The 15,563-nt window shown below is 45.3% G+C and carries 13 protein-coding genes and 1 other annotated feature; all 13 genes read left to right on the forward strand.

The features are described from left to right. Nucleotides 1–663 precede the first annotated feature (663 nt). The 13 genes from J7I80_RS19890 to cysS all read left to right on the forward strand — a co-directional run bounded on the left by J7I80_RS19890 (nucleotide 664) and on the right by cysS (nucleotide 15,563). Nucleotides 664–948 carry a hypothetical protein gene (locus J7I80_RS19890; protein WP_214740669.1) on the forward strand — a complete coding sequence of 95 codons (285 nt, stop codon included), beginning with the start codon at nucleotides 664–666 and terminating at the stop codon, nucleotides 946–948. 340 nt (nucleotides 949–1,288) lie between these two features. Further along, the gene (locus J7I80_RS19895; protein ID WP_214740670.1) at nucleotides 1,289–1,750 is read left to right on the forward strand and encodes a CtsR family transcriptional regulator; all 462 of its coding nucleotides are present in this window, start codon (nucleotides 1,289–1,291) and stop codon (nucleotides 1,748–1,750) included. 27 nt (nucleotides 1,751–1,777) lie between these two features. Next, the gene (gene mcsA, locus J7I80_RS19900; protein ID WP_214740672.1) at nucleotides 1,778–2,326 is read left to right on the forward strand and encodes a protein-arginine kinase activator protein McsA; all 549 of its coding nucleotides are present in this window, start codon (nucleotides 1,778–1,780) and stop codon (nucleotides 2,324–2,326) included. Nucleotides 2,327–2,328: 2 nt separating this feature from the next. Further along, complete coding sequence (gene mcsB / locus J7I80_RS19905; protein WP_214740674.1) at nucleotides 2,329–3,411, forward strand: protein-arginine kinase McsB; 1,083 nt, start codon at nucleotides 2,329–2,331, stop codon at nucleotides 3,409–3,411. 4 nt (nucleotides 3,412–3,415) lie between these two features. Then, nucleotides 3,416–5,854, forward strand: a complete 2,439-nt coding sequence (clpC, locus tag J7I80_RS19910) for an ATP-dependent protease ATP-binding subunit ClpC (RefSeq protein ID WP_214740676.1) — start codon at nucleotides 3,416–3,418, stop codon at nucleotides 5,852–5,854. 324 nt (nucleotides 5,855–6,178) lie between these two features. Beyond that, nucleotides 6,179–7,558: a DNA repair protein RadA gene (radA, locus tag J7I80_RS19915; protein WP_214740677.1), complete on the forward strand. Its 1,380-nt coding sequence runs from the start codon at nucleotides 6,179–6,181 to the stop codon at nucleotides 7,556–7,558. Between the two features lie 4 nt (nucleotides 7,559–7,562). Beyond that, nucleotides 7,563–8,636 carry a DNA integrity scanning diadenylate cyclase DisA gene (gene disA, locus J7I80_RS19920; RefSeq protein ID WP_214740679.1) on the forward strand — a complete coding sequence of 358 codons (1,074 nt, stop codon included), beginning with the start codon at nucleotides 7,563–7,565 and terminating at the stop codon, nucleotides 8,634–8,636. A 244-nt stretch (nucleotides 8,637–8,880) separates the two neighbouring features. After that, nucleotides 8,881–9,972: a PIN/TRAM domain-containing protein gene (locus J7I80_RS19925; RefSeq protein WP_214740682.1), complete on the forward strand. Its 1,092-nt coding sequence runs from the start codon at nucleotides 8,881–8,883 to the stop codon at nucleotides 9,970–9,972. Between the two features lie 169 nt (nucleotides 9,973–10,141). Then, nucleotides 10,142–10,837: a 2-C-methyl-D-erythritol 4-phosphate cytidylyltransferase gene (gene ispD / locus J7I80_RS19930; RefSeq protein ID WP_214740684.1), complete on the forward strand. Its 696-nt coding sequence runs from the start codon at nucleotides 10,142–10,144 to the stop codon at nucleotides 10,835–10,837. Between the two features lie 42 nt (nucleotides 10,838–10,879). After that, a complete protein-coding gene (ispF, locus tag J7I80_RS19935) occupies nucleotides 10,880–11,362 on the forward strand; it encodes a 2-C-methyl-D-erythritol 2,4-cyclodiphosphate synthase (protein WP_214740687.1) in 483 nt (160 codons plus the stop codon). Nucleotides 11,363–11,434: 72 nt separating this feature from the next. Further along, nucleotides 11,435–12,892, forward strand: a complete 1,458-nt coding sequence (gltX, locus tag J7I80_RS19940) for a glutamate--tRNA ligase (protein WP_214740689.1) — start codon at nucleotides 11,435–11,437, stop codon at nucleotides 12,890–12,892. 68 nt (nucleotides 12,893–12,960) lie between these two features. Next, nucleotides 12,961–13,197, forward strand: a binding site (T-box leader). 292 nt (nucleotides 13,198–13,489) lie between these two features. Then, nucleotides 13,490–14,176, forward strand: a complete 687-nt coding sequence (cysE, locus tag J7I80_RS19945) for a serine O-acetyltransferase (RefSeq protein WP_214740691.1) — start codon at nucleotides 13,490–13,492, stop codon at nucleotides 14,174–14,176. Then, nucleotides 14,166–15,563, forward strand: a complete 1,398-nt coding sequence (gene cysS, locus J7I80_RS19950; RefSeq protein WP_214740693.1) for a cysteine--tRNA ligase — start codon at nucleotides 14,166–14,168, stop codon at nucleotides 15,561–15,563. The genes cysE and cysS overlap by 11 nt, the downstream gene beginning before the upstream one ends.

Genomic DNA, 15,563 nt, shown 5'->3' on the forward strand with positions numbered 1-15,563 from the left:
CGATGGTAGTTGGGGGTTTCCCCCTGTGAGAGTAGGACGCCGCCGGGCACGCAAAAGAACAGCTATAATGGCTGTTCTTTTTTTGTGTGTTGATTTTAGAAAGATGCCGGATATAGCGCAGCGGATGCTTATATGCGATTGATTTTAGACAGATTTGAAGAAAAAACAGGATTAGGTGTCAAAAGATGATCCAACTTAAGACAGGTTTAAAGGAAAAGTACGAAAAGTTGTCAAAAGAAGAGCCAACTTAAGACAGGTTTGAAGGAAAAGCAGGAAAAGCTGTCAAAAGAAGAGCCAACTTCAGACAGGTTTGAATGAAAAGCATAAAAAGCTGTCAAAAGATGAGGCAACTTCAGACAAGTTTATAGGAAAAAATAAAAAGCTGTCACAACCTGATCCAACTTTGGACAAGTAGTTGCTTATCTTCTCTAAACTCCTGGTGCGTTAATCCAAGAAGGATTGACGCATTTTTTGTGGAATTTATTTAACAATCAGAGCGCTTACTAGTTACTCTAAAATCATTATGAATATCTAGCTATATAATTTTAAAAGTATAATTCGGACAACAGTAAATTGGTTTATTTCAACTACTTCAAGAAGTCTACAAAGATTACTTTTAGAAAAATACTATTTTTAAACAGCAAGACTAACAGGAGGAATGAAATGAAAAAACAATTAAATATTTGGTCATTCATCTTTTCAACACTCTGGCTTTTACTATTTTTTATAGTTTCCTCCACAGGGCCTATTGATTATACGATATTAGGCACACAACCATTCGTTCTGCTTTTATATGTAACCTTGCTGACTTTTATAACAGGGCTTTTAGGGATGGCAGGTATGGAAGATTGGAAGGGCATGGCCAGGAGTTTTTCGACGGTTATCCTGACTTTAGGATTATCCACGTTTTTAACTATCATCATCTTTTTTGGCCATTTATTAAGTTAGAGGATCCCACTTATACAGGCACAGGTGAGTTCCCCGAAAAATAAAATATACCAGCACTTTCTTCATAAGAAAATGCTTATGCTCTACAGAAATATAAATTGCCAATCAGGCACTGGCTCACACGCATAAAAGCTGGTTCTGAACATTTTTTAATCGATGTGCCCAGATACAAGTTTCCACATGTTACAAAATGGGTATAATAACCAACACACCCCTTATTGTCATGTTTTGGCATACATAATTTTGACGAACATAGTTCAGGATGCATTCATTGCATCGAAAAAAATTTTTTTGTATAATTAAAGTCAAATATAGTCAAAGTCAGAATGGGGGAGGTTTAGTGAGGAATATATCGGACATCATAGAACATTACCTTAAGCAGGTTTTAGAAATGAGCGATAAGGACATCGTTGAAATCAAGCGAAGTGAAATCGCCGATAAATTTCAGTGCGTGCCGTCCCAGATCAATTATGTCATCAATACAAGGTTCACGATTGAAAGAGGCTATCTTGTTGAGAGCAAACGGGGTGGCGGCGGCTACATCCGGATCATCAAAGTCCAGGCTTATGATCATGCACATTTGATTGATGATTTACTGTCTTTGATACAGACACGAATTTCGCAAAGCAGTGCTGAGCATGTCATCTTCCGTCTTGTGGAGGAAGATGTTGTCACTGACCGTGAGGCAAAGATCATGCTGAGTGTGCTCGACAGGTCCATCCTGTATATAGAGCTGCCGCAGCGTGATGAGCTGCGTGCGCGAATGTTGAAAGCCATGCTGATGGCATTGAAGTATAAATAATATCAAAGCAGATAAAGAGGTGAGGGCATGATCTGCCAAGAGTGTAATCAAAGGCCGGCAACGCTGCACTTCACGAATTATTCAAATGGAGAAAAAACGGAATTGCACTTGTGTGAAATATGCGCACAAGAAAAAGGCGAATTGTTTATGATGAACAACGGCCCTGCTTTTTCGATCAATAGCTTGCTTGCTGGATTGTTGAATATGGAACCTGCTTTTCCTGAACAGAAAAAGAATGCCTTTGACGCTGAGCAAGTTGCCCAGTGCCCGCAATGTTCAATGACATTTCCGCAGTTTGTGAAAGTCGGCAGATTTGGCTGTGCGACTTGCTATGATGCTTTTCGTGAACAATTAACCCCGATTGTTAGGAGGCTCCATAGTGGTAATTCCATGCACAATGGAAAAATCCCTAAAAGAGTCGGCGGTGACCTTCATGTAAGGAAGACAATCGATCAGCTGAAGCAAACTCTGAAAAGCCTGATTTCAGCTGAGGAATTTGAGCAGGCTGCTGAGACAAGGGACCAGATCAGGGAACTTGAGAGGAAATTGTCAGCAGGTCAAGAGGGAGGGGAGTAGCCTTGTCATTGGAGAAGTTTATCAATCAGGCTGTCAGCTCCTGGATGAGTGATGATGGTCCTGATTCAGATATCGTCCTTAGCTCTCGCATCCGCTTTGCAAGGAACCTTGACGAGTATAATTTTCCGACATTGTTCTCTAATGGTGAAGCAGAGGCAGTGACAGGTACGATCATGGAACGTGCCAGCAATACATCGACAGCTGCTTTTGGTCAGTTGGAAATGATTAAAATGGATGAAATTCCGCCTTTGCAGAAAAGGGTGCTGGTCGAGAAGCATTTGATCAGTCCGAATCTGGCAGAAAACTCCGTTCATGGTGCCGTCCTGTTATCTGAAAATGAAGAAGTGAGCATCATGATCAATGAGGAAGACCATATCAGGATTCAATGTTTATTCCCAGGCTTCCAGCTAGGTGAAGCCCTCAAGGCTGCCAATGAAATCGATGACTGGCTTGAGGAATATGTCAATTACGCGTTTGATGAGAATTTCGGCTATCTAACCAGCTGTCCTACGAATGTGGGTACTGGCCTGAGGGCATCGGTGATGATGCACCTGCCTGGCCTTGTTTTGACACAGCAAATGAACCGGATCGTCCCGGCGATTAACCAGCTTGGTTTGGTGGTAAGAGGTATTTACGGCGAGGGCAGTGAAGCACTCGGCAATATTTTTCAAATATCGAACCAAATTACGCTCGGAAAATCGGAAGAGGACATTGTAGACGATTTAAAAAGTGTCGTAAGCCAGATTATATCTCAGGAAAGGTCGGCACGGGAAGCATTAGCGAAGACTTCGAACATACAATTAGAAGACAGAGTGTTTCGGTCATATGGAACACTTGCAAACAGCAGGATCATCGAAACGAAGGAAGCTGCCCGCTGCTTATCAGATTTAAGGCTTGGAATAGATATGGGTTTTATACAAAATATATCCAAATCGATTTTGAATGAGTTGATGATATTAACTCAGCCCGGGTTTTTACAGCAATATGCGGGAGGTCCATTAAGACCGAATGAACGGGATATCCGCAGGGCTGCTTTAATAAGAGAACGATTGAAAATGGAAACAAAAGACGAGTCAGGAGGATGATCTTATGATGTTTGGACGATTTACCGAGAGAGCACAAAAAGTATTGGCACTCGCACAGGAAGAGGCCATTCGCCTTGGACATAACAATATCGGCACAGAACACATCTTACTTGGCCTGGTGCGTGAAGGTGAGGGCATTGCGGCAAAGGCGCTTTATGGACTTGGTCTTGGAGCGGAGAAAATCCAGAAGGAAGTTGAGAACCTGATTGGCCGTGGCCAGGAAACTTCCCAGACAATCCACTATACGCCAAGAGCTAAGAAGGTCATCGAACTTTCGATGGATGAGGCAAGGAAGCTGGGCCACTCCTATGTTGGAACAGAGCATATCCTGCTTGGATTGATCCGTGAGGGAGAGGGCGTGGCTGCAAGAGTACTGAACAATCTTGGTGTCAGCCTGAACAAGGCGCGCCAGCAGGTTCTTCAGCTGCTTGGAAGCAATGAAACTTCAGGACATCAGGGTGGCGGAACGGCTAATGCCAATACGCCGACACTTGACAGCCTTGCAAGGGACTTAACAGCAATCGCCAGGGAAGGCAGCCTTGATCCGGTCATCGGCCGTGCTAAGGAAATCCAGCGCGTCATTGAAGTGTTAAGCCGCCGGACGAAGAACAACCCTGTATTGATCGGTGAACCTGGTGTAGGTAAAACAGCGATTGCTGAAGGCTTGGCACAGCAAATCGTCAATAACGAGGTACCGGAAATCCTTCGTGACAAGCGTGTCATGACTCTTGATATGGGGACAGTTGTTGCAGGGACAAAGTACCGCGGTGAATTTGAGGACCGCCTGAAAAAGGTTATGGATGAAATTCGCCAGGCAGGAAATATCATTCTATTCATCGATGAGCTCCATACATTAATTGGTGCCGGCGGAGCTGAGGGCGCGATTGACGCTTCCAATATCCTGAAGCCGTCACTTGCACGCGGCGAACTGCAATGTATCGGTGCAACAACATTGGATGAATACCGTAAATACATCGAAAAAGATGCTGCGCTAGAACGACGCTTCCAGCCGATTACTGTCGATGAGCCAACTTCGGAAGAGTCTGTGCAAATTTTAAAAGGGCTTCGTGACCGCTATGAAGCTCACCACAGAGTATCGATTACGGATGAGGCAATTGAAGCGGCAGTAAAATTATCTGACCGCTACATCTCTGACCGATTCCTTCCGGATAAAGCAATTGACTTAATTGATGAAGCAGGTTCTAAGGTTCGCCTGCGCTCCTATACAACTCCGCCTAACCTTAAGGAGCTTGAGGTGAAGCTGGAGGAAGTGCGCAAGGAGAAGGATGCTTCTGTACAAAGTCAGGAGTTTGAAAAGGCAGCTTCATTAAGAGATACAGAACAGCGTCTTCGTGAACAGCTTGAAAATACGAAAAAGTCATGGAAAGAAAAGCAGGGCAAGGAAAACAGTGAAGTGACAGTGGAAGACATCGCCCATGTGGTGTCCAGCTGGACGAATATCCCTGTTTCCAAGCTAGCGCAAACTGAAACAGATAAGCTCCTGAACCTAGAGGAAATCCTTCATTCCCGTGTCATTGGCCAGGATGAAGCAGTTAAAGCAGTTTCCAAGGCCGTTAGACGCGCGCGTGCAGGCTTAAAGGACCCTAAACGTCCAATCGGTTCATTTATCTTCCTTGGACCAACAGGTGTCGGTAAAACAGAATTGGCGAGAGCCCTGGCAGAATCCATGTTCGGTGATGAAGATGCGATGATCCGCGTCGATATGTCAGAGTATATGGAAAAGCATTCAACGTCCCGTCTTGTTGGTTCACCTCCAGGATATGTCGGATATGATGAAGGCGGCCAATTGACTGAGAAGGTACGCAGAAAGCCATACTCGGTCATCCTGCTTGATGAAATTGAAAAAGCGCATCCAGATGTGTTCAACATCTTGCTGCAGGTACTCGAGGATGGCCGTTTGACGGACTCCAAGGGCCGGACAGTCGACTTCCGCAATACCATCATGATCCTGACATCCAATGTCGGAGCAGAAGCGTTAAAGCGGAATAAATATGTCGGCTTCAATATCCAGGATGGAGAACAGGATTACAAAGATATGAAGGGTAAAGTGATGGAGGAGCTGAAAAAAGCGTTCCGTCCTGAATTCCTTAACCGTATCGATGAAATCATCGTCTTCCATGCGCTCGAAAAGCCGCATTTAAAAGAAATCGTTACATTGATGTCCGACCAGCTTGTGAAACGCCTGAAAGAACAGGAAATCACACTAGAGCTGACAGATGCGGCAAAAGAAAAGATTTCGGAGGAAGGCTACGATCCGGAATACGGTGCACGTCCGTTACGCAGGGCAATCCAGAAGCATATCGAAGACCAGCTGTCTGAAGAATTGCTGCGTGGAACTGTCCTCACTGGGCAAAATGTCGTCATAGACGTTGAGAATGGCGAGTTCGTCGTCAAGGCTCCAGAAGGAACGGCAAAGGCTTAAAATGGCTTAACATGTAAACAAAAGGGGTATACGTACAAAATACGTGTACCCCTTTTTTTAAAAGCTCTTTCCTAATCTTATTGGATATCTCAAGCTTATCGTTGCAAGACAGGGTATTCGAAATCCAACAATATAACCTTTCTTAAAAGTATTTGGAATTGCACCAACTGGATATGAACATAATTTAAGTAGACAATGTAAGGCATAATCTCCATTCAGTCTTTAAGAAAAAATACATAGGCACTTCAGTCGCTATCATTTCTTTTATTACTTGTTTGGCTTTATTATAAAGATAATAACTTTTTTAATTGAGAGGCTAAGAAAATGGCAAAAAGAAAAACAAAGTTCATGTGCCAGGAATGTGGCTATGAATCTCCGAAATGGATGGGGAAATGTCCGGGATGCGGGCAATGGAATAAGATGGTCGAGGAAGTGGAAAGCACTGGATCGGCAAGAAGAGGAGCATTTGCCAATACGGGTAATACGAGTGTAGCTGCAAAGGCCACTCCAATTACCAGTATTGAAACAATCAGTGAGCCGCGGATTACGACAGACTTGAATGAGTTGAACCGTGTCCTTGGAGGCGGGGTAGTCAGAGGATCGCTTGTGCTGATAGGCGGGGACCCTGGTATCGGCAAATCGACGTTATTGCTTCAGGTATCTTACCAGCTCGCCAAGAAGGCGCATTCCGTCCTGTATATTTCAGGTGAGGAATCGATGAGACAAACGAAGCTCCGCGCGGACCGGCTTGGTGTAACATCGGATAACCTGCTTGTTTATTCGGAAACCAACCTTCATGAAATCTCCCTGACAATCGAAAACAGCAATCCGGATTTTGTCATTGTCGACTCTATCCAAACTATTTTCCACCCTGAAGTGACCTCTGCTCCGGGAAGCGTGTCACAGGTAAGAGAATGTACAGCCGAGTTAATGAGGATTGCCAAAACAAAAGGAATTGCGATTTTTATCGTTGGCCATGTAACGAAGGAAGGCTCGATCGCCGGACCAAGACTGCTGGAGCATATGGTTGATACGGTTCTATATTTCGAAGGTGAGAGACACCACACTTACAGAATTCTTCGGGCTGTCAAAAACCGTTTCGGATCGACGAATGAAATGGGTATTTTTGAGATGAAGGAAGTAGGTCTTGAAGAAGTGGCAAACCCCTCGGAAATATTTTTAGAGGAAAGATCCCAGGGAGCTTCGGGTTCAACAGTCGTGGCTTCGATGGAAGGAACGAGGCCTGTACTGGTTGAAATCCAGGCGCTGATCTCGCCTACTAGCTTTGGGAATCCAAGGCGGATGGCTACCGGAATTGACCATAACCGCGTTTCGCTGCTGATGGCGGTGCTTGAAAAGCGTGTCGGGTTGCTTCTTGCTAACCAGGATGCTTATTTGAAGGTCGCCGGCGGAGTGAAGCTGGATGAACCGGCAATCGACCTTGCTGTGGCAGTAAGCATTGCATCTAGCTTCAGGGATAAACCAACCCGTGCTTCTGACTGTATCATTGGCGAGGTCGGGCTGACTGGGGAAGTCAGAAGGGTCTCGAGGATTGAACAGCGTGTCCAGGAAGCGGCGAAGCTTGGCTTTGAAAGAATTATTTTACCGGAGAATAATCTTGGCGGATGGACTCCTCCACAGGGAGTTGAGCTTATCGGGGTATCATCTGTCAGCCACGCATTAAAAGTCACCTTGGGAGGTTGATGGATTGGAACATAAAGAGCTTGAGGAAAAAGAGTTAGGTGAAATCCTTCAATTCATCGCTCCAGGTACACCTCTAAGGGATGGAATCGATAATGTGCTCCGGGCCAAGACAGGCGGATTGATTGTGTTTGGGTACAATGAAAAAGTTAAAAACCTGGTTGATGGCGGCTTTGAAATCAATTGCAGGTTCAGTCCCAGCTATCTTTATGAACTGGCGAAGATGGATGGCGCGATTATTTTAAATGAGACTGGCAGCAAGATCCTATTCGCCAACGCCCAGTTAGCTCCGGATACGGGAGTACCCTCGACTGAGACAGGGATGAGGCACAGGACTGCGGAGCGGGTGGCAAGGCAAACAAGGGCACTTGTCATCGCAATTTCCCAGCGAAGGAATGTCATTACCCTATACCAGGGAAACCTTCGCTATGCATTGAAGGAAATCGGCGTCATCTTAACAAAGGCGAACCAGGCCATCCAGACGCTGGAAAAGTATAAAGTGGTGCTTGAACAAAGCATTACCAACCTGGGAATTCTCGAATTTGAGGATCTTGTCACCTATAATGATTTGCTGCAGGTGATCCATCGTTTTGAAATGGTGCTGAGGATCAAGACGGAGCTTTTTACTTATTTGAGTGAACTCGGGCAGGAAGGCCGGCTGATCCGCCTGCAAATGCAGGAGCTTTTATTTGAAATGGAAAGAGAAGCACTGCTTGTCATCAAAGATTATTCAGCAGAACCGGAAGTAAAGGCTGATGTTGTGATGGCCCGTTTCCAGGAGCTTTCAAAGGCAGGGGTCATTGAAGACTCTACCATCCTCAAGCTTCTCGGCCATCAGGGATACGTGCATATGGATGAATTCATCTGTCCTAGAGGGTACCGAATGCTGAATAAGATTCCGCGGCTGCCGATGATCATTATCGAGAATTTGATCAAACGTTTCGGCAAATTCACCAATATGATTGCTGCTTCCGTTGAAGAACTGGATGATGTAGAGGGAATCGGCGAAGTAAGAGCCCGGAAAATTAAAGAAGGCTTTAAACTCATCAGGGACCAGCTGATGGCGGACCGCCAAATGTAATCCCAAACATTGGCGGCCTGCTTTTAATTGACACCCACATGACCCGGTGCTACTTTAAAGATGAGATTTACTCCTATAGGGATTATGGCAATCTTGCTGTATTACAATAATAATTGTACAAATTACGTAACCTTTACCGTGGTTAAATCGTATAATCATTTGAGTCTTTATTTTAAGAAAATGTTTGATTACTAGGGTTTCAAAATTTGGAAGTTGTTTATAATGATTAAAAGGAGGTGAAAGGATGTTAAGACGTATCATTCAAGCCTGCTTCCTGATCATTGGGGGAACGCTTGGTATATTCTTAATTCCTGATTTATTAGCATTAATGAACGCGGGAGACATGACTCTCATCAATAATCCTTATGTTACTGCTGTTTTAGGCGCACTTATTTTTTATCTTCTTACTTTTTGGGCCGTAGATCCTGTGACCAATTTTGTGAAGTGGGCTGAAGAGTCGCTGATCAAGGCACCAATAACAGATGTCCTGTTCGGGAGTGTAGGCCTTTTCTTTGGGTTGCTGGTGGCATTTTTAGTAGGATTTGCCCTTAATGCAATCCAGGTTCCTGTTGTGAATACAGTGGCGCCGACTCTGCTGACACTTTTATTTGGTTATCTTGGATTCCAGGTCGGATTCAAAAAGCGAGATGAATTGCTTGGTTTATTTTCAAGGTCAAAGAAAAAGGGCACTGAAGAAGAAGTGGAAAAAGAAGGCCGTGCAAGAGAGTGGAAGATTCTCGACACAAGTGTGATTATTGATGGCAGGGTTGCTGATATCTGCCAGACAGGGTTTCTTGAAGGCACCATTGTCATACCGCAGTTTGTCCTGGAAGAGTTACAGCATATCGCTGATTCATCCGATGTGTTGAAGCGCAATCGCGGACGCCGCGGGTTGGACATCCTTAACCGTATTCAAAAGGAACTTAAGATTAAGGTTGAAATTTATGAAGGTGATTTTGACGATATCCAGGAAGTCGACAGCAAGCTTGTGAAGCTGGCGAAGCTGACAAACGGCGTTGTCGTCACGAACGATTTCAATCTGAACAAAGTATGTGAATTGCAGAAGGTTGCTGTGCTGAATATCAATGACCTTGCAAATGCGGTGAAACCAGTTGTCCTTCCTGGAGAGGAATTGAGCATCCAGGTCATCAAGGATGGCAAGGAACATAATCAGGGCATTGCATACCTGGATGACGGCACCATGATCGTCGTCGAGGAAGGCCGCGATTATATCGGAAAGCGTATCGATGTTCTTGTAACAAGTGTGCTGCAAACATCAGCTGGCAGGATGATTTTCGCAAAGCCGAAGCAGTTGGAAAAAAGTATAATCAGTTGATCCATCCCTCGATGGACCAAGCCTTTATGGGCAGTTGATTCCCGCTTCCTTCATTGATTCATTGAAGGCGTGAAGCAGGGCCTCAACTGCCCGTTTATATGTTAAAGTGGTATTAGAAATTTGTTTTTTTATCAAGGAATGAGCAGATAAAAGGATTGGAGTTTTCATCATGCCTTATCAGGTTATAATTCCGGCCGCAGGTCAGGGAAAGAGGATGGGAGCAGGGAAAAATAAGCTGCTGCTCACTTTGGAAGGCGTCCCGATCCTGATCCATACATTAAGGGTGTTTGAAGCAGATGCTGAATGCAATGGCATCATACTCGCCATAAGCCCGAGTGATGAGCAACAGTTCAAGTCTTTATTGAAAGAGTATGGTATACATAAGGTGTCTTCACTGGTCGCTGGAGGAAAGGAACGCCAGGACAGTGTGTATAACGGGTTGAGGGCGGTCCACTCCCTGGATGGAATCGTGCTCGTCCATGATGCTGCCCGCCCATTCATAAAAACAGAAATAATCCACAAACTTGTAGAGGCCGCAAGCAAGGATGGCGGGGCAATCGTGGCTGTTCCTGTTAAAGATACCATTAAGAAAGCGGAAAACAGCATGGTAGCCGAAACAGTCGAGCGTTCCAGCTTATGGGCAGTCCAGACCCCCCAGGCTTTCCGCGCTTCCGTATTGCTTGAGGCCCATAACAAGGCAATGAGAGAGCTATTCATCGGTACAGATGAATCAAGCCTTGTCGAACGGATCCCGCATCGTGTCAGCATCATCGAAGGGGACTATGATAATATTAAGCTGACAACACCAGAAGATTTATATTTTGCCGAAGCGATTCTGCGTAAGCGAAAAGAATCCAGTGTTTGAGAGAATATATAAACAGCCTAATTTTAAAAGGAGTTATTCATTATGTTTCGTATAGGACAAGGTTTCGATGTACATCAATTGACGGAGGGCAGGCCGCTGATCATTGGCGGAATCACGATTCCTTATGAAAAGGGGCTTCTTGGCCACTCGGATGCTGACGTGCTTTTACATACGGTGGCTGATGCATGTCTTGGAGCCATCGGCGAAGGAGACATCGGCAGACATTTCCCGGATACTGATCCTGAATTCAAGGACGCTGATTCAGCCAAATTGCTTGAACATGTTTGGAAGATTGTTAAAGGTAAAGGGTACGAGCTTGTAAACATAGACTGCACGATTATCGCACAGCAGCCTAAAATGGCACCGCATATCGAAGCGATGCGCGAAAGGATTGCAGGATTATTGGAAGGCACCCCTGATCAGGTGAACGTCAAGGCAACAACGACTGAAAAGCTCGGCTTTCCGGGAAGAGGAGAAGGTATCGCATCACAGGCAACAGTTTTGTTGAAGCAGGCGGATAAATAATTCGGTGCTACTTCCGCTTTATATATCTATAATGATACAATAATGGACAGCTATATTAGAGGAGGATTCACTATGTCATCAGATATCCGGGTGCGTTACGCGCCGAGCCCGACTGGACATTTACATATCGGGAATGCCCGTACAGCATTATTCAACTATCTATTCGCACGGAACAGAGGCGGAAAGTTCATCATCCGCATTGAAGATACAGATAAAAAGCGCAATATCGAAGGCGGGGAGCAAAGCCAGCTGAAGTATCTTAAATGGCTTGGAATCGACTGGGATGAGAGCGTCGATGTTGGCGGCGAATATGGGCCATACCGCCAGTCAGAGCGTAACCACATATATGAAAAATACAATCAGGAGCTTCTCGAAAAAGGCCATGCCTATAAGTGCTACTGCACAGAGGAAGAGCTGGAAGCGGAGCGCGAGGAGCAGTCTGCACGCAATGAGACTCCTCAGTATTCCGGCCGCTGCCGCAACCTTACAGCTGAACAGAAGGAGCAGTTTGAAAAAGAAGGACGCCAGCCGAGCCTTCGCTTCAAGGTGCCTGCAGGCAAGATCCTGAAGTTCGATGATATGGTAAAAGGCGATGTCAGCTTTGAATCAGACGGGATGGGTGACTATGTCATCGTCAAGAAAGACGGCACGCCAACCTATAACTATGCAGTTGTCATAGATGACCATTTGATGAAGATTTCCCACGTACTTCGCGGGGATGACCACATTTCCAATACGCCGAAGCAGCTTGTGATTTATGAAGCGCTTGGCTGGGAGCCTCCGGTGTTTGGCCATATGACATTAATCGTCAATGAAAGCCGCAAGAAGCTGAGCAAGCGTGACGAATCGATCATCCAGTTTATTGAGCAGTATGAAGAGCTTGGTTATTTGCCAGAAGCATTGTTCAACTTCATCACGCTGCTTGGGTGGTCACCAGCAGGTGAAGAGGAGATTTACTCTAAGAACGAATTCATCGAGATTTTTGATCCGGCAAGACTTTCAAAATCTCCTGCGTTATTTGACCAGCAGAAGCTTGCATGGATGAACAATCAATATATGAAAAAGGCTGATCTGGACCGTGTTGTCGAGCTGGCGCTGCCACACCTCATCAAGGCTGGAAAAGTCAGCGAGAACCGTACAGAGGAAGAAGATGCCTGGGTTCGCGGCCTCATTTCTCTATATCATGATAAGATGAGCTTCGGAGCAGAAATCGTCGAGATGTCTGATTTATTCTTCCGCGATGAGGTAAACTATGATGAAGAAGCAAAAGAGGTCCTTGCAGGCGAGCAGGTTCCAGAAGTGCTGAATGCATTCCTTGCGGAGATCGATAAGCTTGAAGAGTTCAAGGCGGATTCAATCAAGGCAGCGGTCAAGGCAGTACAAAAAGGAACCGGCCATAAAGGGCAGAAGCTTTTCATGCCAATCCGAGCGGCTGCGACAGGCCAGACCCATGGACCGGACCTTATGCTTGCAATGGAACTGATCGGCAAAGAAAAAGTAAAAGAAAGAGTCCAGAAGCTTTTGGGCTAATAACTTTTCTAAGCTGTTTTAGTTAACAGAAATTCAAAAATGTAATATAGTAAGAGTAATTCTATATAACCAAAGTGTTGAAGAGGAAAAGTAGGAAAATGACGCTTAATAGAGAGAACCATCACCGGCTGAAAGTGGTTCAGGCCTCTCGTTTTTTGAAATGCGCCTCGGAGTCCCTGTGCAAAAAGGCAAATTGCCTGAGTAGTACCGGGCGGGTCCTCCCGTTAACAGGTTAAAGTTGAGGCTATTGCCTGTTCAAAGGCGGCCTAAACAGAGTGGAACCGCGCATACCAAGCGTCTCTGTCGTATACGACAGGGGCGCTTTTTTATATTGGTGGACTAGCGGGAAAGCTGGAATGACCTTAAAAATGAGGCAAAGCCACTATAGGGTCACATAAACGAGAAATATGTGCCCGAAAAAGCCGGCCCAGCAAGATTACGGTCACATAAACCATAAACATGTGTCCAAAAAAGCAGAAGCCGCATGGTTAGGGTCACAAAATACAAATTAGTAAGGCTATAACCAGATGTCGGCTTTGAAGGTGCTCACTAATGAGCAAAAACTATAATAAATTTTAAAAGAAGGAGGATTTCACCATGTTTAAGATGATGAAGGAAGACATAGATGTTGTTTTTGATCAGGATCCTTCTGCCAGGAGTGTGCTGGAAGTGGTTTTGACATACGCAGGCCTGCATGCGATATGGTCCCATCGTTTGGCGCATGCTTTCTATAAGCGGAAGTTTTATTTTATCGCAAGGGCCATTTCGCAGATCAGCCGTTTTTTCACGGGGGTAGAAATCCATCCGGGAGCCAAGATTGGCAGACGTTTTTTCATCGACCATGGAATGGGGGTCGTCATTGGTGAAACGTGTGAGATCGGGGATAATGTGACCGTATTCCAGGGAGTGACCCTGGGCGGTACAGGCAAGGAAAAGGGCAAACGCCACCCGACTGTTAACGACAATGCTCTGATTGCGACCGGCGCTAAGGTTTTAGGTTCGATCACGATTGGGGAGAATTCTAAAGTGGGCGCTGGATCCGTTGTCCTGAAGGATGTGCCGCCGAACTCCACGGTTGTGGGCATTCCCGGCAAAATCGTCATCCAGGACGGCGTCAGGGTCAAGAAGGATTTCAATCATCGCGACTTGCCGGATCCGGTAGCAGATCGATGCATGGAAATTGAAATGGAATTGGTTAAATTGAAAAAAGAACTTGATTTAGTCAGATTACAAGAAGAATTGGAAGTTGCGAAGCAAGGAAGGGGCATGGAAAATGGGAATTAAAATTTATAATACACTCACTCGGAACAAGGAAGAGTTTATCCCTTTAGAAGAGGGAAAAGTGAAAATGTATGTTTGCGGTCCTACCGTCTATAACTATATTCACATTGGAAATGCCCGTCCGGCCATTGTTTTCGATACGGTCCGCCGCTATCTTGAGTTCCGCGGCTATGATGTACAGTATGTTTCGAACTTCACCGATGTCGATGACAAACTGATCAAAGCAGCGAATGAACTTGGGGAAGACGTACCGACAATCGCTCAACGATTCATCGACGCTTATTTTGAGGATGTCCATGCACTTGGCTGCAAAACAGCCGATGCTCACCCAAGGGTAACGGAAACAATGGATTTGATTATCGACTTTATCAGCGCATTGATTGAAAAAGGCTTTGCCTATGAATCAAGCGGAGATGTGTACTACCGCACGAGGGAATTTAAAGAATACGGCAAGCTTTCACATCAATCCATTGAAGAGCTGAAGGTTGGTGCGAGGATACAGGTTGGGGAAAAGAAACAGGATGCGCTCGACTTTGTACTTTGGAAATCGGCTAAAGAAGGCGAAATTTCCTGGGATAGTCCTTGGGGCAAAGGCCGTCCAGGCTGGCATATTGAGTGCTCGGCGATGGCCCGCGAATACCTTGGAGATACGATCGATATCCATGCAGGAGGCCAGGACTTGGCATTCCCGCATCATGAAAATGAAATCGCCCAGTCAGAGGCATTAACAGGAAAGACGTTTGCCCGCTACTGGATGCATAATGGATATATCAATATTGATAATGAAAAGATGTCCAAGTCACTTGGCAATTTTGTCACGGTTCATGACATTATTAAGCAGGTTGATCCACAGATATTAAGATTTTTCATGATTTCTGTCCATTACCGGAATCCAATCAACTACAGCCAGGAGCTGCTTGAAAAGACACAGGCTGCTTTCGAACGCCTGAAGACATCTTACCAAAATCTGAAGCACCGCATGGGAGCGAGTGCGAATCTAACCGATAACAACCAGGAATGGCTGGGTAAAATCGCTGGGCTTCGCGAGCAGTTCATTAAGGATATGGATGATGACTTCAATACTGCAAACGGTGTATCAACCTTGTTTGAACTTTCTAAGCTTTCTAATCTGTACTTGATGGAGAAAAATACTTCCGAGGAAGTTATCAAAGCATTCATGGATGAATTCGAAACATTGTTCGCTGTCCTTGGCCTGTCACTGAAGGATGAAGAGCTGCTTGATGAGGAGATCGAGGCGCTGATTGAAAAAAGAACGCAGGCCCGCAAGGAAAGGAACTTCCAGCTTGCCGATGAAATCCGTGACCAGTTGAAGGAAATGAACATTATCATCGAGGACACTCCTCAGGGCATCAGATGGAAAAGAGGCTAA

This window comes from Bacillus sp. ISL-41, from assembly GCF_018613235.1.
Taxonomy (GTDB): domain Bacteria; phylum Bacillota; class Bacilli; order Bacillales; family Cytobacillaceae; genus Mesobacillus.